Here is a 20,215-nt window from a genome sequence, read left to right on the forward strand (position 1 = left end):
GGTACCCGGGCACGGACCGGCGATCGTCACCTCATGCCTGGGCCGCGGCCTTGAACTCGCGGCGACGACGATGAAGGATCGGCTCAGTGTAACCACTGGGCTGGGTGGTCCCGTTCAGGATGAGCTCCTTGGCGGCCTGCCACGCGATGTTGGTGTCGAAATCGGGGGCCATCGGCCGGTAGTCGGCGTCGTCGGCGTTCTGCCGGTCGACCACCGGTGCCATCCGCTTGAGCGCCTCGACCACCTGGTCCTCGGTGACGATGCCGTGGCGGATCCAGTTGGCCAGCAACTGGCTCGAGATCCGCAGGGTGGCCCGGTCCTCCATCAGCGCGATGTCGTGGATGTCGGGCACCTTGGAGCAGCCGACGCCCTGATCGATCCAGCGCACCACATAGCCGAGGATCGACTGGCAGTTGTTGTCCAGTTCCTCCTGCTTCTCGGCGTCGGACCAGTTGGTCGATGCGGCCAGCGGGATGGTCAGGATGTCGTCGACCGACGCGGGATTGCGCTTGGCGATCTCGTCCTGACGCTCGAACACGTCCACCAGGTGGTAGTGCATGGCGTGCAGGGTGGCGGCGGTCGGCGACGGCACCCACGCGGTGGTGGCGCCGGCGCGCGGCTGACCGATCTTCTGCTCGACCATGTCGGCCATGAGGTCGGTCATCGCCCACATGCCCTTACCGATCTGCGCCTTGTGCTGCAGACCGGCGGCCAGACCGGTGTCGACGTTGAAGTCCTCGTAGGCCGAGATCCACTTCTGCTGCTTCATCGCGCCCTTGCGACACATCGCGCCGGCCTCCATGGAGGTGTGGATCTCGTCGCCGGTGCGGTCGAGGAAGCCGGTGTTGATGAACACCACGCGGTCGCTCGCGGACTTGATCGCGGCCTTGAGGTTCACCGTGGTGCGGCGCTCCTCGTCCATGATGCCCACCTTGAGGGTGTTCTCCGGCAGGCCCAGGACCTGCTCGACCCGGCCGAACAGTTCGGCGGTGAACGCGACCTCGTCGGGGCCGTGCATCTTGGGCTTGACGATGTAGATCGAGCCGGTCCGCGAGTTCTGCAGACCCTCCGCGGCGACGCCCAGGCCGGCGGCCTGCGCACCCTCGGCGGCCAGACCGTGCATACCCGCCAGCGAGGTGACCAGGGCGTCGATGATGCCCTCGGGGATCTCGTTGCCCTCGGCGTCCAGGATGGCCGGGTTGGTCATCAGGTGGCCGACGTTGCGGACGAACAACAGCGAGCGGCCGTGCAGGTCGAACTCGGCACCGTCGGCGCCGGTGTAGACGCGGTTGCCGTTCAGCGTGCGGGTGAAGGTCTTGCCGCCCTTGCTGACGTCCTCGGCCAGGTCACCCCGGTTCAGGCCCAGCCAGTTGCGGTAGCCGAGCACCTTGTCGTCGGCGTCGACCGCGGCGACCGAGTCCTCGAAGTCCATGATCGTGGTGATCGCCGACTCCATCACGACATCCTTGATGCCGGCCGGATCGGTCGACCCGATCGGCGACGACGGGTCGATCTCGATGTCGAGGTAGAGGCCGTTGTGGCGCAACAGCACCGAGCTCGGCGACGCGGCCTCGCCCCGGTAGCCGGCGAACACCGACGGATCGGCGAGGGCCACGGTGGTGCCACCGGTCACGCTCACCTGCAGTGCGCCGTCGACGACGGCGAAACCGGTGACGTCGGTGTAGCTACCCGACTCCAGCGGCACGGCCTTGTCGAGGAAGTCCTTCGCGTAGGCGATCACCTTGTCGCCGCGGACCTTGTTGTACGAGCGGCCCTTCTCGGCGCCGTCGGTCTCGGGGATGACATCGGTGCCGTAGAGGGCGTCGTACAGCGAGCCCCACCGCGCATTGGAGGCGTTGAGTGCGAAACGCGCATTCAGGATCGGCACCACCAGCTGGGGGCCGGCGGTCTCGGCGATCTCGGAATCGACGTTCTGGGTGCCGATCTGGAAGTCCTCGGGAACCGGGACGAGGTAACCGATCTCGCCGAGGAAGGCCTTGTACTCGGCGGCGACGGCGGGATCGCCGAAATCGGCGCCGTCATGGGCACGGTGCCAGTCGTCGATCTTGGCCTGGAGTTCGTCGCGGACGGCCAGCAGTGCCTTGTTCTTGGGGGCCAGGTCCTTGATGACGGCGGCGGCACCCGACCAGAAGGCATCCTTGTCTACACCGGTGCCGGGCAGCGCCTCGTCGTTGATGAAGTCGTAGAGCACGGTGGCGATCTGCAAGCCGTCGACGGTGATCCGGTCGGACATGTGAGCCTTTCTACGTGGGTTCGCGGCGCCCGGCGCCCAACCCCGAAGGGCATCGTCGCCGGTCACGGAACCTGTGATGGGTCTGGCAGCCGTCCATGTTACCCGCCAGGAGGGGTTTCCCTCAGTGGGCCGGCGGGTCGGGGACGGCTGCGGTGAGCTGGGTGATCCGGTGCAGGATCTCCGCACGGAGGCGAGTGCCGCGCTCGGTGAGCGCGGACTGTTCGCGGACGTAGCGGGCGCGACCCGCCGACGTCTCCACCGGAACCGGTTCGTAACCGAGGTTCCGCAGGTCATAGGGGCTGGCGCGCATGTCGAGGTCTCGGGCGTCGCGGGCCAGCTCGAACGCGTCCAGGGTGAGGGACGCATCCAGTAGGGGTGTCAGTGTGAAACACGCCCGGTACAGGTCCATTGTGGCATGCAGACATCCGGGCTGATCACGCCGGAGTCGGTCGGCCGGTGTCAGGTTCAGTTCGTTGCGCGGCCGGGCGTCGTCGGTGAAGAAGCGGAAGGCGTCGAAGTGCGTGCAACGCAACGGCATCGACTCGACCACGGCGTCGGTCCCGGCAGCTCCGAGTCGCAGTGGGAGGTCATGGCGGGTCTCGTCGGCGTGGTAGACCATCGCCCACTCGTGCAACCCGAAACAGCCCAGGCGCGGGGCGCGGCCCGCCGTGGCCGACAGCAGGGCCGCCGTGGTCGCCAGCGCCCGCGACCGGCTCGCCAGGAACGCCGGGTCGACGGTGACCCCGGCATCGGCGGCCCCGGGGTCGGTGCGGCGATACCCGCGGGTGCGCAGGAAGTCGGCGGTGTCGGCGTCCGGTCCGGTGAGGACCACCCCGAATCCGGGGTGCCAGCGCCGGATGTGTGACGGACGCGACGAGTAGTAGGTGAACAGGAAGTCCAGCACCGGATGCCGGGCGCCGGTGCGGCGCGCCTGCAGATAGGGGCCGATCAGCTGCTCGACCCGATCGGTGTGGACGGCGCGACGGGCGGTCCAGTCGTCGACGTCGAGGACCATCGGGGCGGGGCCGGCCGGTCGGGTGGTGGTCATTCGGCCACCCGGTGCGTCTCGTCGCGAACCGTCCCGACGAACTCCTCGACCAGGTCGGCGAGGGCGACGATCCCCACGGTGCGGCCGGTTCCGTCGACCACCGCACCCAGATGCGAGCTGGTGCGGCGAAGGGTCCCGGTGGCCTCGTCGAGCGGGGTGTCGTCGGCGATCACCGGAAGGGGTCGCACCTGGTCGACCCCGATGATCGAATCCGGTCCGATGGTCTCGTCGAGGATGTCGTCGAGCACGTCCTTGAGATGCAGATAGCCGGTGTAGGTGCCGTCGGGGCCGCGGACCGGGAACCGGGAGAAGCCGGTGTCGGTGACCGCGCGTTCCACCGCGCCGAGGCTCGGGCCGGTGCCGCCGGTCACCGGGTCACGTTCGACGTCGACGCTGCGCATCTTGTCGAGGGGGATCATCACCTCTGCCACATTGCGGTTGACCGACCGCAACGCCCGGTTCAGCCGGGCGTGCTCCTCGGCGTCGATCAGCCCCTCCTCACGGGACTCGCCGAGCATCTGGGCCAGCTGGACCGGTGACACCGTCGAGTCCAGCTCGTCCTTCGGTTCCACCCGCAACGCCCGCAGGGTGAGGTTGGCCAGCAGGTTGTAGAAGGCGATCAGCGGTCGCGCCACCTTGATGAACGCCAGGTGCACCGGCACCATCAGCATGGCCGCCCGCTCCGGACCGGCCAGGGCGATGTTCTTGGGCACCATCTCGCCGAGCAGGATGTGCAGCAGGGCGACCAGGCTCAGGGCGATCGCGAACGCCACCGGGTGCAGCAGTCCGGCGGGCAGATGCGCCAGATGCAGGGGCCGCTCGATGAGATGGGCCACCGCCGGTTCGCCGACCCGGCCGAGCAGGATCGAGCAGATCGTGATGCCCAGCTGTGCACCCGCGAGCATCAGCGACAGGTGTTCACCGGCGTGGATGACGGTCCGGGCGCGGGTCCTGCCCTCGTCGGCCAGGGCCTCCAGCCGGTCCCGTCGTGCAGAGATCAGGGAGAACTCGGCGCCGACGAAGAACGCATTGCCCGCCAGCAACGCCACGGTCAGGACCACACCCCAGATGTCGTTCATCGCCCCGGCTCCGCGCCGGCGGGGTGGTGGCCGTCCGGACCGTCGTCGGTGACCGGTCGTAGCGAGACCACGTCGACGCGGCGTCCGTCCATCTGGGTGACCGTCGCCCGCCAGCGGCGTTCGATGTCCGGATCGGTGGGGTCGGCCTCGTCGGGTTCATCCTCGTCGTCGTCGGCGACGACGACGACGACGATCGGGGTGCGGGTCGGCAGATCGACGGTGTCGCCGACCTCCGGGATGCGGCCGAGGACGAACATGACGAGTCCGCCGAGTGTGTCGTAGGAGCCGTCGGGGGCGCGATAGCCGGTGGCGTCGGCCAGCTCGTCGGTGCGCAGCAGCCCGGAACACAGAAAACCGTCGCCGTCGACCTGCACGTCGGGGTACTCGTCGTCGTGCTCGTCGGTGACGTCGCCGAGGATCTCCTCGATCAGGTCCTCGGTGGTGACGATCCCGGCGGCACCGCCGTACTCGTCGATGACGACACACAGCTGCATGCCGTCGGTGCGGATGAAGTCCATCAGGGCGTCACCGTCGAGGCTGGTGGGGACGCGCGGTACGGGACGGGCGATCTCGCCGAGCAGGGTGGTGGCCTGTCTGTCCGGGGCGATGGTGAACGCCTGTTTGATGTGCACCACCCCGACCAGTTCGTCGAGGTCGCCGTGACCGACCACCGGGAAACGGGAGTGGCCGGTGCGTGCGCAGGTGACGACCAGATCGCGGACGGTGGCCTCCACGTCGAGCGAATCCACCCGCACCCGCGGGGTCATCAGGTCCTCGGCGGTCAGCTCGCCGAACCGCAGCGACCGGTTGACCAGGGTCGCCGTGTCGGCGTCGATGGCACCCTGCCGCGCCGAGTTGCGCACCAGGGACGCGAGTTCTTGCGGAGACCGCCCCGAACGCAGTTCTTCGGCGGGTTCGATACCCATCCGGCGGACCACCCAGTTCGCGGTGCCGTTGAGTCCCCTGATCACCGGCGTGAACACCAGCGAGAAGATCGTCATCGGGCCGGCGGTCGCGCGGGCCGCCGACAGCGGATGGGCGATCGCGATGTTCTTGGGGACCAGCTCACCGAGCACCATCGACAACGACGTCGCGATGATCAGCGCCAGGGCCAGCGAAATGCCGGACGCGGTGGACGCGCCGAGGCCGATCGCCTCCAGACCCGGTGTGATGAGGCTCGCCAGCACCGGTTCGGCGATGTAACCGGTGATCAGGGTGGTGATGGTGATGCCGAGCTGTGCACCTGACAGCTGGAACGACAGACTCCGGTGCGCTCGCTGGACCATCCGGGAGCGCCGGTCGCCGCGAGCGGTGACGTCGGCGTCGATCACCGACCGCTCCAGTGCGGTCAGGGAGAACTCGGCGGCCACGAACAGGGCCGTGCCGAGGGTCAGTGCGACGAATCCGATCAGGCCGGCGATGTAGAGGACGATCTCCATCATCGGGGCGTCACCACCCGCCCGGGAGGGGACGTCCCTCGGCGAATCCGGCCGGGGACTGCACCCCGAGCACCACTCGGTCGTGCAGTTCGGCAAGCGTCCGCGCACCCGCGTAGGTGGCGGTGCTGCGGACGCCGGAACAGATGTGGTCGACGAGGTCCTCGACGCTGGGGCGTTCGGGATCGAGCGGGATCCGCGACGACGAGATGCCCTCCTCGAACAGACTCTTGCGGGCGCGATCGTAGGCGGTGTCGGAGGACGATCGGGCGACCACCGCACGTTTGGAGGCCATCCCGAAGCTGACCTTGTACTCGCCGTGCGCGTCGCGCATGAGGTCGCCGGGGGACTCGTAGGTACCGGCGAACCACGAACCGATCATGACGTTCGACGCCCCGGCGGCCAGGGCGAGTGCCACGTCGCGCGGATGGCGTACGCCGCCGTCGGCCCACACATGCGCGCCGTGCTCGCGGGCGGCGGCCGCACAGTCGGCGACCGCGGAGAACTGTGGCCGGCCGACGCCGGTCATCATGCGGGTGGTGCACATCGCTCCGGGGCCCACACCGACCTTGACGATCGACGCCCCGGCCGCGATCAGGTCGAGCGTGCCGTCGGCCGACACCACGTTGCCTGCCACGATCGGCACCCCGAGATCGGCGTCGGCGACCGAGGCCACCGCCCCCAGCATCCGGTCCTGATGGCCGTGGGCGGTGTCGACGACGAGGATGTCGGCACCGGTGTCGACCAGCCCGCGGGCCTTGGCGGCGACGTCGCCGTTGATGCCGACGGCGCAGCCGATCCGCAGGCGGCCGTCGGCATCGAGATTGGGCCGGTACACCCCGTGGCGCAGCGCCCCGACACGCGTCAGCACACCGGCGAGGGTGCCGTCGGGATGGGTGAGGACCGCGAGATCCTGGTGGACGTCGGTGAGCGCGTCGAAGACCTCGCGGGGCGGGGTCTCCACGGGCAGGACGATCACCGCCGGATCCAGCACCGCGCGCACCCGGGCGAAGCGGTCGACGTCGACGCAGGCGTCCTCGGTGACCACACCGATCGGGATACCCGCGTCGACGACCACCGCGGCGCCGTGGGCACGCTTGTGCAGCAGTGCCAGGGCATCGGAGACCGAGTCCTCGGTGGTCAGCGTGACCGGGGTGTCGGCGACGAGGTTCCGGGACTTGACGAAGGCGATCGACTCCGCCACCGCCGACAACGGCAGATCCTGGGGGAGCACCGCCAGCCCGCCGCGCCGGGCCAGTGTCTCGGCCATCCGCTTGCCGGTCACCGACGTCATGTTCGCCGCGACCAGCGGGATCGTCGCCCCGGACCCGTCGGACGTGGACAGGTCGACGTCGAACCTGGAGGTGACGTCGGACCGGGACGGTACGACGAACACGTCGCTGTAGGTGAGGTCGTGCGGGGGTTGGTGACCGGTGATGAAACGCACGGGTGCGTCGGGCTCCTGTTCGCTGTGGGTTGCGGGTGGGGTGTGGTCACCGCCGGCCGGTGACCACACCCCGGTGAGGAATCGTTACTGCTCCATCTCGGTGCGGTCGCCGCTCCAGAGGGTGTGGAACGTGCCGGGCTTGTCCACACGCTGGTAGGTGTGCGCACCGAAGTAGTCGCGCAGGCCCTGGGTCAGCGCGGCCGGGAGACGATCGCTGCGCAGGCCGTCGTAGTACGACAGCGACGACGCGAACGCCGGGACCGGGACACCCATGGTGGTGGCGGTGGCCACCACGCGACGCCAGCTGTCCACGCCGGACTCGACGGCCTCGCGGAAGTACGGGTCGAGGAGCAGGCTCGGCAGCTTCGGGTTCTCGGCGTAGGCCTCGCGGATGCGGTTGAGGAACTGCGCGCGGATGATGCAGCCGCCCCGCCAGATGGTGGCCAGCGAACCGGGGTCGACGTCCCAGCCGTACTCGGCGCTGCCGGCGGCGATCTGGTCGAAGCCCTGGGCGTAGGCGACCACCTTGGACGCATACAGTGCGGCCCGGATGTCGTCGATGAAGGTCGCCTTGTCGGCGGGGGCGGTACCCGGGGTGCCACCGGCCAGTCCGCGGGCGGCGACGCGCTGCTCGGTGGAGCTCGACAGGGCGCGGGCGAAGACGGCCTCGGCGATGCCGGTCACGGGGATGCCGAGATCGAGGGCCGACTTCACCGTCCAGCGTCCGGTGCCCTTCTGGCCGGCGGCGTCGACGACGACGTCCACGAGCGGCTTGCCGGTCTCGGCGTCGACCTGTGCGAGGACCTGGGCGGTGATCTCGACGAGGTAGCTCTCCAGGTCGCCGGTGTTCCAGCCGGCGAAGACCTCGCCGATCTCGGCGGCGGGCAGGTCGAGGACGCGACGCATGAGGTCGTAGGCCTCGCCGATCAGCTGCATGTCGGCGTACTCGATGCCGTTGTGCACCATCTTGACGAAGTGGCCGCTGCCGTCGGGGCCGATGTGGGTACAGCACGGGGTGCCGTCGACCTTCGCCGAGATCGACTCGAGCAGCGGGCCGAGTGACTCGTACGACTTGGCCGGACCGCCGGGCATGATCGAGGGGCCGTTGAGGGCGCCTTCCTCGCCGCCGGAGATCCCGGCGCCGACGAAGTGCAGGTTGCGCTCGGCCATCGCCTTCTCGCGGCGGATGGTGTCGGTGTACAGGGAATTGCCGCCGTCGATGATGATGTCGCCGGGCTCCATCGCGTCGGCGAGTTCGTTGATCACCGCATCGGTGGCGTCGCCGGCCTTGACCATGATCAGCACGCGGCGGGGACGCTCGAGCGCATCGATGAACTCCGCGATGGTCTCGGTGCGGACGAACGAGCCCTCGTCACCGTGGTCGGCGAGGAGGGCGTCGGTCTTGGCCACACTGCGGTTGTGCAGTGCGACGGTGTAGCCGTGACGGGCGAAGTTGCGGGCGATGTTCGACCCCATGACGGCCAGTCCGGTCACACCGATCTGGGCCTTTGCGGTCGAAGAACTCGAGGCGGCAGTAGTCATGGGACAAGACTATGGGGTCGCTCGGAAGGGCGTGTACCCGACATCACAGTCACCGGGCGACCCGGCCGGCGCGGAGTGGGTGGCTCGCACGAGCACGCACTCACGACTGGGCGGTGAGCAGGCGGGAGATCTCGGTCAGCCAGGGGATCGCGACGGCCAGGGTGGGGACCACCAGGATGGTCACGGCGACGGTGTAGGCGGATGCGGCGAGCAGCCGGGTCGGGCGATCGTGGCGAAGGCGCTGGACCCGGGCCAGGGTCGTCGGGCCGCCGACCGCCATCGCCCCGCGCGGTGCGGTGGCATCGGCGCACGCCACCAGCGCGCGGCCGAGGGTGGTCGGCCCGGTCGCCCGGACCGCCTGGTCGTCGGCCAGCGCCTCGACGAGCAGCATCACCGCACCGAGTGCCGACTGGCTCCGGACGAACCGGGGGAATGCCTCGTGCAGGGCGATGAAGGCCTCGAGGACGAGGTCGTGCCGAGCCCGCAGATGGGCGCGTTCGTGGGCGATCACCGCGATCAGTTCGTCGCGGGACAGGCGTGCGACCACCCCTTCGCTGAGCACCACCCGCTGCCGCAGACCGGGCAGACAGTAGGCGAGGGGCTGCTGGACGCCGAGCATCCGGATGTCGCGGGCGAACAGGGGATGGGAGTGATCCGAGCGGTCGCAGTTGTCCAGGATGTCGATCAGCTGGCGATGGTTGGCGCGGCGGGCCCTGGTTCGCACACCGACGCGGATGACGGTGAAGAACAGCCGGGCGCCCACCAGCAGGGTGAGTGCGAAGATGCCGATGTACAGACACCACAGCGGGAGTCCGAGACGTTCGATCTCGTGCAGCGGATGCGTCGTCGGGGTGCCGTCACTGCCCGGGGCGAGCAGGTTGGCGGCGATGGCCAGACCACAGCTGAACGCCGACAGCACCGCGGCCAGCGCGATCGCCTGCCACAGGGTCATCGCGGCGCGGGGGGCCCGGATCGGCCATTCGGCCCGCGTCAGGGCCTCCGGGACCGGGCCGACCAACAGCAAGGTCAGGATGCCGAATAACAGGGCGGTCATCGTTGGCTGTCCTCGCGGGTCGGGCTGTGTGGGCTGTGGGTGCCGTCAGGGGGTGCCGTCGGGCTGACGTGAACTCAACCGGTTCTTTGTGAATCTAACCGGTCTCGGTGACGCCGCGTGCGGCTTCGAGCTCATCGAGTGCGTGACGCAGTGCGGCGGCCTCGTCGGCACCGACCCGGCCGACGAACGACACGAGTGCCGCATGTCGCGATCCCGGGGCGTCGGCCTCGCTCAATGCGTCCACCATCAACGACGCGACGAGATCCTCGCGCGGGTGGGTGGGGACATAGGTGTGTGCCCGATCCTCACGGATCTGGGTGACCAGGTTCTTCTTGGCCAGTCGCTGCAGGACGGTCATCACTGTGGTGTAGGCGAGCGATCGGCTCTCCGACAACGTCGCATGGACCTGGCGGACCGTCTGCGGAGTCGGACTGGCCCACAGTGTGTCCATCACTGCCCGCTCCAGGTCTCCCAATCCGTTCATCTTTCGCATTTTACTGCCGATCCTCCTCGATGCCGCATCTGCCGTGTCTTCTGTGCGTGGCGGCCGGCGCTCTGCCGAGTCGTTGTGTGTTCCCGTGGTATCTGACGTGCAGTTTTGCTGATCTATTCCCAGCCCGCTTGACAGGATTGGTAAGGCTAGCCTACATTAATTCTCGTTGGACCGCGCGAGAGTCCTGAGGGCTGCAGAGACCCCCGGTCCACGCACCGATAGGCCCCATGTCCCCAACGGGACATGGGGCCTATCGGTTCCCCTGGGCCATTCTGGTTCGCCTGGGGCTTCTTCGGGGCCTCCGTCCTCTCGGGTCTCCTGCCCGCCTCGTCCCTGTGCCTTTGGTCCCGGCCGGTCGGCTCCCGTGACACTTCGCCGCCCTGGGTGTCTCCGCCGCGCAGGTCATGTCACGCTTGTCGCATGGCAGTGAACACAGATGAATTCGTGAAGACCTCGGGAACCGTGGGCTTCGATGCCGAGCTCGGCACCGTGGTGCAGTCGGTGACCGCCGACGAGATGATCGCCACCCTCGAACTCGATCCGAAGCTTCATCAGCCGTTCGGCATCGTCCACGGCGGCGTGTACTGCGCGCTCGCCGAGTCGGTGGCCAGCATGAGTGCCTTCTTCTGGCTGCAGGACACCGGCATCGGCGGTCATGCCGTGGGCGTCAACAACAGCACCGACTTCCTGCGCTCGGTCTCCGAGGGCACCGTCACCGCCAAGTCCACCCCGATCCATCGGGGTCGCCGTCAACAGCTGTGGCAGGTCGACATGACCGACGACGACGGCCGGCTGATCGCCCGCAGCCAGGTGCGCCTGCAGAACCTCGAGGCCCCGGCAGAGTGAGCCCGGACCGAACCGACACCGGACGGGAGCTCGCGGCGGCGGTTCGCGCGGCGATCGAGGATGTCCTCACCCCCGTCGACAGCGACCTCGATCGCTGGTTCCCCGGCGACCGCCCGGAACCCCAGCCGGTGCACACGGTCTACGTCAGCGCCGCCGACGCCGACGTCGACACCCCACAGCGCTGGGGCGCGGCGGCGCTCGAACTCGCCGACACCGCTCCGGCCCTGGCCGAACTCGCCGACGACGAGGTCCGCGCCATCGCCCGCGCCCGCCTGGTCGACAACCCGATCGAGGATCTCCGGATCGACCTCGAGGACGGCTACGGATGGCGTGGCGACGTGCGCGAGGACGCCGACGCCCGCCGGGCCGGACAGACTCTCGCCGCGTGGACCACGCGCCGCCCCCACAGCCCGCGCATCGCCGGTGTGCGGGCCAAGGGGCTCGGCGCCGCCGAACGCACCCGTGGGCTGCGGACCCTGGAACTGGTCCTCGACGCCGCCGGCGGGATCCCGGACGGCTTCGTGGTGACCGTCCCGAAGCTGCGCGATGTCCGCCAGATCGACGCGGTCAACCTGATCTGTGCCGAGTTCGAACGCGTCCACGGGGTGGCCGAGGGCTCGCTCCGGGTGGAGCTGCAGATCGAGATCCCGCAGGCGGTCCTGGGGCCGGACGGGCGGGCCACGGTGGCCGAGGCGATCCATCGCGGGGCACCGCGCATCGTCGGGCTGCACTACGGCACCTACGACTACAGCGCGGCGTGCGGCATCGTCTCCGCGCAGCAGTCGCTCGAGCATCCCGTCGCCGACCATGCCAAGGCCGTCATGCAGGCGGCCGCCGCACAGACCGGTGTGTGGATCAGCGACGGCTCCACCCAGGTGATGCCGACGGGTTCGGCCGAACAGGTCGACGCCGCGGTGCGCCGCCATCACCGCCTGGTCACCCGCTCACTCGAGCGCGGCTTCTACCAGGGCTGGGACATGCACCCGGGTCACCTGGTGACCCGATGGCTGGCGGTCACCGGGTTCTTCCGCTCGGCCATGCCCACCGCGGCGAACAGGCTGCAGTCCTACTTCGAACGCCAGTCCGGCGACGTCGTCGACGAGCCCGCCACCGCCCTGTCGCTGGCCGGGGTGATCCGCCGCGGCCTGGCCGCCGGGGCGTTCACGGCGGCCGAGGTGGAGGCCGTCGGACCGGCCTGTACCCCGGCGCGGCTGGACGAGCTGACCGCCGGCGGAGGTGCGCTGGTCGCCCCCTGACATCCCGGTGTGCCGTGACCGACACCGCTCGTCGCTCACCGCGCCGCCGCATCCGGACCGTGGCAGGATTACAGACCCGGCACCCTTCGAAGGTGCCGGGTCTGTGTGTCGAATGACGAAGAGAGGGTCCGGTGCGACTGTCGCCGCATGAACAGGAACGTCTGCTGATCTCCTACGCCGCCGAACTGGCGCGACGTCGGCAGGCCCGCGGCCTCAAGCTCAACCACCCCGAGGCGGTCGCGGTGATCACCGACCACGTCCTCGAAGGCGCCCGCGACGGCCGTTCGGTGGCCGAACTGATGACCAGCGGCCGCGAGGTCCTGACCCGTGACGAGGTCATGCCCGGCATCCCGGAGATGCTCCACGACGTGCAGGTGGAGGCGACCTTCCCGGACGGCACCAAGCTGGTCACCGTGCACAACCCGATCGGCTGACCGGCGCTATCCCCGCCGAATCGCAGTCGCAACAGTCAGCCGAGCAGACGAGAACGGACAGAAGACCACATGTCGGAGAAGACGTCAGCGGTGGTGCCGGGCGAGGTGATCGCCGCCGAGGGCACCATCGAACTCAATCAGGGCGCCCAGACCATCGAACTCACGGTTGTCAACACCGGTGACCGGCCCGTGCAGGTGGGCAGTCACGTGCACTTCCCCCAGGCGAACCCCGCCCTCGACTTCGACCGCGACGCCGCACGCGGCCACCGCCTCGACATCGCCGCGGGCACCGCGGTGCGATTCGAGCCGGGGATCGCGATGACGGTGACCCTGGTGCCGCTCGGCGGCACCCGTGAGGTGTACGGCATCTCCCTCGACGCTCCCGGAAGGATCGACTGACGATGGCAACACTGGGACGCGATCGATACGCGCAGCTGTTCGGACCCACCACCGGTGACCTGATCCGGCTCGCCGACACCGACCTGCTGATCGAGGTCACCGAGGACCGCAGCGGCGGCCCCGGCCGGGCCGGGGACGAGGCGGTGTTCGGCGGCGGCAAGGTGATCCGCGAGTCGATGGGGCAGAGCCGCGCCTCCCGCGCCGACGGCGCCCCCGACACCGTGATCACCGGCGTCGTGGTGCTCGACCACTGGGGCGTGATCAAGGCCGACGTCGGACTGCGTGACGGCCGCATCGTCGCCCTCGGCAAGGCCGGCAACCCCGACACCATGAACGGGATCCATCCCGATCTGGTGATCGGCCCGTCCACCGAGATCATCGCCGGCAACGGCAAGATCCTCACTGCCGGCGGCATCGACTGCCACGTCCACTTCATCTGCCCGCAGATCATGGACGAGGCCCTCGGCAACGGCATCACCACCCTGATCGGCGGCGGCACCGGCCCCGCCGAGGGCAGCAAGGCCACCACCGTCACCCCGGGCGCCTGGCATCTCGCGTCGATCCTGGCCGCCACCGACCACTGGCCGATGAACATCGCGCTGCTCGGCAAGGGCACCACGGTCAGCGCGGAGGCGATGCGCGAGCAGATCCGGGCCGGGGCGTCGGGATTCAAACTCCACGAGGACTGGGGTTCCACCCCGGCGGCGATCGACGCCTGCCTGCGTGTCGCCGACGAGACCGGCGTCCAGGTGGCCCTGCACTCCGACACCCTCAACGAGACCGGATTCGTCGAGTCCACCCTCGGTGCGATCGCCGGTCGGAGCATCCACGCCTATCACACCGAGGGGGCCGGCGGCGGTCACGCACCGGACATCATCACCGTCGCGGCCGCGCCCAATGTGCTGCCGAGCTCCACCAACCCGACGCGTCCGCACACGGTCAACACCCTCGACGAGCACCTCGACATGCTGATGGTGTGCCATCACCTCAATCCGACGGTGCCGGAGGACCTGGCCTTCGCCGAGAGCCGGATCCGGCCGTCGACCATCGCCGCCGAGGATCTGCTGCACGATCTCGGCGCCATCTCGATGATCGGCTCCGACGCGCAGGCGATGGGCCGCATCGGCGAGGTCGTCCTGCGGACCTGGCAGACCGCACATGTGATGAAGCGCAAGCGGGGATCGCTCGCCGGTGACTCACGCGCCGACAACAACCGGGCACAGCGCTACGTCGCCAAGTACACGATCTGCCCGGCCATCGCCCACGGTTTCGACGACGAGGTGGGTTCGGTGGAGGTCGGCAAGCTGGCCGACCTGGTGCTGTGGGACCCGGCGTTCTTCGGCGTCAAACCCGACCTGGTGATCAAGGGCGGGGCGATCGCGTGGGCGCAGATGGGCGACGCCAATGCGTCCATCCCCACGCCGCAGCCGGTGCTGCCGCGGCCGATGTTCGGGGCCGCCGCACCGGTCGCCGCGGCCACGTCGATCAGCTTCGTCGCACCCGGCGCCGACCCCGACCTGGCCGAGCGGATCGGCATCCGGCGACGCCTCGTACCGGTCAAGAACACGCGGTCGATCGGCAAGGCCGACATGCCGCTCAACGACGCCACTCCGCGGATCGAGGTCGACCCGGACACCTTCACCGTCCGGATCGACGGCGAGGTGTGGGATTCCGAGCCGGTGTCCGAGCTGCCGATGGCCCAGCGCTACTTCCTGTTCTGAGCACGCCGTATGTCACCGTCCCCGAACCCTCCCGGCCTGCCCGAACCCGCCGGCCCGCTGCCCCCGTCGTCGCCGCTGGCGATGATGTTGGCCCTGGCCGACTCGCGTCTGCCGGTGGGCGGACATGTGCACTCCGGGGGTGTGGAGCAGGCCGTCACCGACGGCGTGATCCGCACCGCCGCCGATCTCGCCGACTTCCTGTACCGGCGGCTGATCACCAGCGGTCTGGTGTCGGCGTCGATCGCCGCGGCGGTCGCCGACGGCACCCTCGAGGTGGGGTCGGCCCAACTGGAGACCGATGCCCGCACACCGTCGCCCGCGGCCCGCAAGGCATCGCTGGCGCAGGGACGCGGCATGGCGCGGCTGGCCCGACGCATGTGGCCCGACGCCGACTGGTCGGCGCATTCGCCGGCTACACACCTGCCGGTGATCAGCGGATCGGTCGGGGCCGCATCGGGCCTGTCCGGATTCCACACCGCGCTGGTGGTCGGTTACACCACGGTCAGCGGGTCGGCGACCGCCGGCCAGCGGTTGCTGGCCCTCGACCCGGCCGACGTCGCGATCATGATCACCGACCTCGGCCCCGAATGCGAGCAGGTGGCGGCACAGGCCGCGGTCGGTCTGGCCGACCTGTCCGACCCGGTGCTCGACGTCTTCGCCGAACGCCACGAACGACGCCCCATGCCGCTGTTCGCGTCCTGACGTCCGGGACGTACCGACCGCGGCGTTCGCTGCCGGTCCGCTCGTCCACCGGATCTGTTGTCCACCCGACCCCGAGGAGAGGATCTCCATGCCCCCGCACCTGATCGACGGCGAAGCCCACGGCCACCACCACGACCGGCCCCGACGCGACCGTCGTCCGGGTGAGGCGCTGCGCGTCGGGATCGGCGGCCCGGTGGGGTCGGGCAAGACCGCCCTGGTCGCCGCGCTCTGCCGGCAGCTGCGTGACGAGTTGTCGGTGGCCGTGCTGACCAACGACATCTACACCACCGAGGACGCCGACTTCCTGCGCCGCCACGCGGTTCTGCCCGACGAGCGGATCACCGCGGTGCAGACCGGCGGCTGCCCGCACACCGCCATCCGTGATGACATCACCGCCAACCTCGATGCCATCGACGATCTGGTCGCGGCCAACCCGCCGCTGGATCTGATCCTCGTCGAATCCGGGGGCGACAATCTCACCGCGACCTTCTCGACCGGCCTGATCGACGTGCAGATCTTCGTCATCGACGTCGCCGGCGGTGACAAGGTCCCGCGCAAGGGCGGCCCCGGCGTCACCTTCTCGGATCTGCTGGTGATCAACAAGACCGACCTGGCGCCGCTGGTCGGCGCCGATCTCGAGGTGATGCGCACCGACGCCGAGCGTGTCCGTGAGGGTCGCCCCACCGCGATGATCTCGCTCACCGACGACCCGGCGGCGTCGACCGTCCTGGCCTGGATCCGCGAACAGCTGGCCGAGGCGGCCGCGGTGCCCGGATAGTGCGTACCGAGGTCGAGATCGTCGTCGACGCCGGGCGGTCACCGCGGCTGCGGGCCACCGGTGGGCTCGCGGTCCGGCAGACCGGCGTGTCGTCGGCCCATCTGATCGGGACCGCGGCCACCCCGCTCGGCGGCGACCACATCGAGGTCGTCATCCGGGTCGGGGCGGGTGCGGTACTGGACCTGGGTTCGGTGGCGGCCACCATCGCACTACCGGCTGCCGACCGGCCGGACTCGACCGCGCACTGGCACATCGAGGTGGGTGCGGGTGCCCGGCTGCGGGTCGACCCCCAGCCGACCGTCGTCGCCGGAGGTGCCCACCACCGCTCGGACATCGACGTGGTGCTCGACCCGGATGCCACCCTCGACCTGCACGAGCACGTCCAGATCGGCCGTTCGGGGAACTTCGCCGACACCGATGCCGACGGTCGCTGGCAGGGTGGGTTGCGCGTCGATCTGCCCGGTCTGCCGGTGCTGCGGCATCGGGTGGCACTGGGGGCGCGAACCGCCGGTACGGTGGCCGGCGCCGCGCAGCGCAGTGGGCTGTCGGCGGTCAGCAGCGTGTTCCGCTACCCGGACGCCCGCGCGGCCGACGTCGACGCGGTGCACTATGCCGCGCGTCTGACCCTGCCGGGCGATGCGACGCTGACCACCGCGCTCGCGGGGTCGGTCGCGCAGGCCCGGGCACTCTGCGACGGTCTGGACGTCGTCGCGTTGTCCCACGCCTAGCCGCGCGCAGGTCACCGCAGCCGTTCTCTCGTCGTGCCGTTCTGTCGTCGTGGGGCAGACGTCTGCTCAGCCGGCCGCAGCGTCCTTGGAGGCAGCGCCCTTGGCGCCGGCGCCATCGGGGCCGCTGCCGGTGGGGTCGTCGGCCCCGGCGGAATCGGCCTCGACCTCGGCGATCGTCTTCCGCTCCAGCTCCGACAACTGGCCGATCGCGGTACGCGCGTAGACCTGCTGCTCGGTGACGGCCAACTGTGTGCGTCCGCGGGTGCTGAACGCGAAGAACCAGTTGACCAGCGTGTTCAGGCGATTGCGGAAGCCCACCAGGTACACCAGGTGCAGCGCCAGCCAGCCCAGCCACGCGAAGTAGCCCTCGGTCTCGAACTTCTTCTTGGTGCCCGGGATCGGCACCTGCATGACGGCACTGAACCGGGAGATCGTCGCCATCGAACCCTTGTCGTAATAGCTGAAGGGTTTGCGCTGGTCCGGGGTCTGACCCTTGAGTTCGGCCTTGATCGCATCGGCGGCGTAGCGGCCACCCTGGATCGCGCCCTGCGCCACACCGGGGACTCCGTCGACGGCCATCATGTCGCCGACGACGAACACATCGGGGTTGCCGGGGATGGTCAGGTCGGGGCCCACCTTGACGCGACCGGCGCGATCGAGTTCCACCCCGGACTGCTCCGAGAGCTGCTTGCCCAGCGGGCTGGCCTGCACACCGGCCGACCACACCTTGCACTGCGACTCGATCCGGCGGGTCGATCCGTCCTTCTCCTTGACGACGAGGCCGTCGTAGTCGAGGTCGACGACCATCGCGTTGAGCTGGATCTCGACGCCCAGCTTCTCCAGCCGGGCGGCCGCCTTCTGGCCCAGTTTGGGGCCGAACGGTGGCAGCACCGCGGGTGCCGCGTCGAGCAGGATCACCCGGGCCTCGGTGGGATCGATGTTGCGGAAGGCGCCCTTGAGGGTCTTGTCGCTCATCTCGGCGATCTGCCCGGCGAGTTCCACACCGGTCGGACCCGCGCCGACCACCACGAAGGTCAGCAGCCGAGCGCGCTCCTCCGGGTCGTCGGAGAGCTCGGCCTGCTCGAAGGCGCCCAGGATCCGGCCACGCAGTTCCAGGGCATGGTCGATCGTCTTCATGCCGGGTGCGTACTCGGCGAAGTGATCGTTGCCGAAGTACGACTGGTCGGCACCGGCGGCGAGGATCAGCTTGTCGAACGGGGTGACGGTGATCCGCTCGAGGAGCCGGGAGGTCACCTTCTTGCCGGCCAGGTCGATCCCGAAGACGTCACCCATCAGCACGGTGGCGTTCTTCTGCTTGCGCAGCACCACCCGGGTGGCCGGCGCGATCTCGCCTTCGGCGACGATGCCGGTCGCCACCTGGTACAGCATCGGCTGGAACAGGTGGTGGGTGGTCTTGGCGATGAGCGTGACGTCGACATCGGCTTTGGCCAGGCGCTGGGCGGCGAAGAGCCCGCCGAATCCGGACCCGATGATGACGACATGTGGACGGGCCGACGTCGGAGTGGGACTGCTCATCCGAGGAGGTCTCCTAACTGGCTGGGGAGCGCATGTCTGGGGCACCTCATACGGTAGTCCCCGCCGGGGGTTCGGTCTCGATGAGGCGTGAATTCCCGGCGCGTCACCCGCTCGAGGGCCGATCCGACGACCGACGTCCACGACGCCGCGCCGGCCGGTTCGGTCAGGCGGTGAGGTCGGTCGACGGGGCCTCCGCGGACCGTCGGCGCAGGGCCCTGATCTCCCAGTGTTCGCGCAGCAGGTCGTATTCGACCTCGCCGATCCCGTCGATCGCGTGCTCGTCGGAGACATGGATTCCCGACACCCGCATCCCGAGCTTCTCGATCACCCGCCGTGACGACGTGTTGGTCGACGATGCGCTGGCGAACACGCGAGCGGCTCCGAGATCGGTGAATGCGAGGTCGACGACGGCGCGCGCCGCCTCGGTCGCCAGCCCGCGACCCCAGTACTCGCGCCGCAACCGGTAACTGAGTTCGAGTTCGGGTCGTCGGGAGTGGCGTGGGGCACGCAGCGACACCCAGCCGAAGAACTCGCCGTACCGCCGGTCGATGGTCACCCAGATGCCGCCCCGCCCGATCTGGAGTTCGGCCTGTGCACGGGGGACCACCCAGTCCTCGATCGTCGCGCGCGGGGTGGGGAGTCCGCCGCTGACATGGCGCATCACGTGCGGATCGGCGTCGAGCCGGACGAGATCGGCGACATCATCGCGCTGCACGGGTCGCAGCACCATCCGCGATGTCTGAACGATCACTCGACCCCCAATACCCTGGCTCTTCCGACATTCGCCCGACGCGAAACCGGATCGGGCGGCGCGCCCACCGGGATGCACCCGCCGCCCGTGGAGAGGGGTGGCCGGTGCATCACGCGCCTGTGCGGTCATGAGTGTACGGAGTCGGTACGACCGATACCGCCGACTTCACCCCGCGTGTTGCCGGCGATGTCGGAACCGGGCGTTAGGCTTGCCGTCGTGCTCGCCGATACACCTGATTCCGCTCCCGTCGCACCCGTTGCCGCGCCGCCCGCCGACGACGTGGTCGTCGTCGAGGCCCAGCTGCGCTGGGGTGACATGGACGTCAACCGCCACATCAACAACGTGCAGGTGGCGCGACTGTTCGAAGAGGGCCGGGTCCGTGCGTTCAGCCGCTGGTTCCGTGGTCGCGGCGAGCAGGTGCACCTGCTGGTGGCCCGCCAGGACATCGAGTTCCGGGCACCGATCCTCTACACCGAGGAGCCGGTGAGCGTGGCGATGGCCATCACCCGGCTCGGGACCAGCTCGTACACCATCGGTGCCGCGATCACTGCTGCCGACGGTGTTCTCTCCGCCCTCGCCGGCACCACCATGGTCGTGATCGACCCCGAATCGGGCCGGCCGATCCCGATCCCGGACGGCGTGCGGGCGGTGCTCTCGGCCTACCAGGGTGAGGTTCCGGCCCTGCGGCCGGCTCGCTGACACCGGACGCCG

At 69.6% G+C, this 20,215-nt stretch carries 19 protein-coding genes; 9 read left to right on the top strand and 10 right to left on the bottom strand.

Annotated features, from left to right (window positions below; genetic code table 11):
• Window positions 1-31: 31 nt before the first annotated feature.
• The 8 genes from Q9K23_RS24670 to Q9K23_RS24705 form a co-directional block, all read right to left on the bottom strand.
• The gene (locus Q9K23_RS24670; protein WP_053776017.1) at window positions 32-2,254 is read right to left on the bottom strand and encodes a malate synthase G; all 2,223 of its coding nucleotides are present in this window, start codon (window positions 2,252-2,254) and stop codon (window positions 32-34) included.
• Window positions 2,255-2,375: 121 nt separating this feature from the next.
• Window positions 2,376-3,302: a 3-methyladenine DNA glycosylase gene (locus Q9K23_RS24675; protein WP_261977599.1), complete on the bottom strand. Its 927-nt coding sequence runs from the start codon at window positions 3,300-3,302 to the stop codon at window positions 2,376-2,378.
• Window positions 3,299-4,381 carry a hemolysin family protein gene (locus Q9K23_RS24680; protein WP_053776016.1) on the bottom strand — a complete coding sequence of 361 codons (1,083 nt, stop codon included), beginning with the start codon at window positions 4,379-4,381 and terminating at the stop codon, window positions 3,299-3,301. The genes Q9K23_RS24675 and Q9K23_RS24680 overlap by 4 nt, the downstream gene beginning before the upstream one ends.
• Entirely contained in the window at window positions 4,378-5,820 is a 1,443-nt protein-coding gene (locus Q9K23_RS24685; RefSeq protein WP_053776015.1) for a hemolysin family protein, read from the bottom strand. The genes Q9K23_RS24680 and Q9K23_RS24685 overlap by 4 nt, the downstream gene beginning before the upstream one ends.
• 10 nt (window positions 5,821-5,830) lie before the next feature.
• Window positions 5,831-7,264, bottom strand: coding sequence for a GuaB1 family IMP dehydrogenase-related protein (locus Q9K23_RS24690; RefSeq protein ID WP_053776032.1), 1,434 nt, complete (start codon window positions 7,262-7,264; stop codon window positions 5,831-5,833).
• An 84-nt stretch (window positions 7,265-7,348) separates the two neighbouring features.
• Window positions 7,349-8,806 carry an NADP-dependent phosphogluconate dehydrogenase gene (gene gndA / locus Q9K23_RS24695; protein WP_020793293.1) on the bottom strand — a complete coding sequence of 486 codons (1,458 nt, stop codon included), beginning with the start codon at window positions 8,804-8,806 and terminating at the stop codon, window positions 7,349-7,351.
• A gap of 100 nt (window positions 8,807-8,906) precedes the next feature.
• Window positions 8,907-9,860 carry a M56 family metallopeptidase gene (locus Q9K23_RS24700; protein ID WP_059037074.1) on the bottom strand — a complete coding sequence of 318 codons (954 nt, stop codon included), beginning with the start codon at window positions 9,858-9,860 and terminating at the stop codon, window positions 8,907-8,909.
• A 94-nt stretch (window positions 9,861-9,954) separates the two neighbouring features.
• On the bottom strand, window positions 9,955-10,353 hold the full coding sequence (locus Q9K23_RS24705) for a BlaI/MecI/CopY family transcriptional regulator (RefSeq protein WP_053776014.1): 399 nt from the start codon (window positions 10,351-10,353) through the stop codon (window positions 9,955-9,957).
• Window positions 10,354-10,773: 420 nt separating this feature from the next.
• Between Q9K23_RS24705 and Q9K23_RS24710 the strand changes: the two genes are divergently transcribed.
• From Q9K23_RS24710 to Q9K23_RS24745, 8 genes are all read left to right on the top strand, one after another.
• Window positions 10,774-11,199 (top strand): PaaI family thioesterase, encoded by a 426-nt coding sequence (locus tag Q9K23_RS24710; RefSeq protein ID WP_053776013.1) that lies wholly within the window; start codon window positions 10,774-10,776, stop codon window positions 11,197-11,199.
• Window positions 11,196-12,455: an aldolase/citrate lyase family protein gene (locus Q9K23_RS24715; RefSeq protein WP_059037076.1), complete on the top strand. Its 1,260-nt coding sequence runs from the start codon at window positions 11,196-11,198 to the stop codon at window positions 12,453-12,455. Before Q9K23_RS24710 ends, Q9K23_RS24715 begins: the two co-directional genes overlap by 4 nt.
• A gap of 131 nt (window positions 12,456-12,586) precedes the next feature.
• Window positions 12,587-12,889, top strand: a complete 303-nt coding sequence (locus Q9K23_RS24720) for an urease subunit gamma (RefSeq protein WP_020794154.1) — start codon at window positions 12,587-12,589, stop codon at window positions 12,887-12,889.
• A gap of 69 nt (window positions 12,890-12,958) precedes the next feature.
• Window positions 12,959-13,288 carry an urease subunit beta gene (locus Q9K23_RS24725; protein WP_053776012.1) on the top strand — a complete coding sequence of 110 codons (330 nt, stop codon included), beginning with the start codon at window positions 12,959-12,961 and terminating at the stop codon, window positions 13,286-13,288.
• A 2-nt stretch (window positions 13,289-13,290) separates the two neighbouring features.
• Window positions 13,291-15,009, top strand: a complete 1,719-nt coding sequence (locus Q9K23_RS24730; RefSeq protein ID WP_305950320.1) for an urease subunit alpha — start codon at window positions 13,291-13,293, stop codon at window positions 15,007-15,009.
• Window positions 15,010-15,018: 9 nt separating this feature from the next.
• Window positions 15,019-15,711, top strand: a complete 693-nt coding sequence (locus Q9K23_RS24735) for an urease accessory UreF family protein (protein ID WP_053776011.1) — start codon at window positions 15,019-15,021, stop codon at window positions 15,709-15,711.
• 88 nt (window positions 15,712-15,799) lie between these two features.
• On the top strand, window positions 15,800-16,489 hold the full coding sequence (ureG, locus tag Q9K23_RS24740) for an urease accessory protein UreG (protein WP_053776010.1): 690 nt from the start codon (window positions 15,800-15,802) through the stop codon (window positions 16,487-16,489).
• Window positions 16,489-17,217 carry an urease accessory protein UreD gene (locus Q9K23_RS24745; RefSeq protein WP_053776009.1) on the top strand — a complete coding sequence of 243 codons (729 nt, stop codon included), beginning with the start codon at window positions 16,489-16,491 and terminating at the stop codon, window positions 17,215-17,217. The genes ureG and Q9K23_RS24745 overlap by 1 nt, the downstream gene beginning before the upstream one ends.
• Window positions 17,218-17,283: 66 nt before the next feature.
• On the opposite strand, the gene Q9K23_RS24750 is transcribed toward Q9K23_RS24745, so the two are convergent.
• Both Q9K23_RS24750 and Q9K23_RS24755 read right to left on the bottom strand, forming a co-directional pair.
• Complete coding sequence (locus Q9K23_RS24750) at window positions 17,284-18,753, bottom strand: NAD(P)/FAD-dependent oxidoreductase (RefSeq protein WP_053776008.1); 1,470 nt, start codon at window positions 18,751-18,753, stop codon at window positions 17,284-17,286.
• Between the two features lie 163 nt (window positions 18,754-18,916).
• Window positions 18,917-19,504: a GNAT family N-acetyltransferase gene (locus Q9K23_RS24755; protein ID WP_020791654.1), complete on the bottom strand. Its 588-nt coding sequence runs from the start codon at window positions 19,502-19,504 to the stop codon at window positions 18,917-18,919.
• 216 nt (window positions 19,505-19,720) lie between these two features.
• Between Q9K23_RS24755 and Q9K23_RS24760 the strand changes: the two genes are divergently transcribed.
• Window positions 19,721-20,203, top strand: a complete 483-nt coding sequence (locus tag Q9K23_RS24760; protein ID WP_244882672.1) for a thioesterase family protein — start codon at window positions 19,721-19,723, stop codon at window positions 20,201-20,203.
• Window positions 20,204-20,215 lie beyond the last annotated feature (12 nt).

It is taken from the genome of Gordonia sp. NB41Y (assembly GCF_030718915.1).
GTDB classification, from domain to species: domain Bacteria; phylum Actinomycetota; class Actinomycetes; order Mycobacteriales; family Mycobacteriaceae; genus Gordonia; species Gordonia desulfuricans.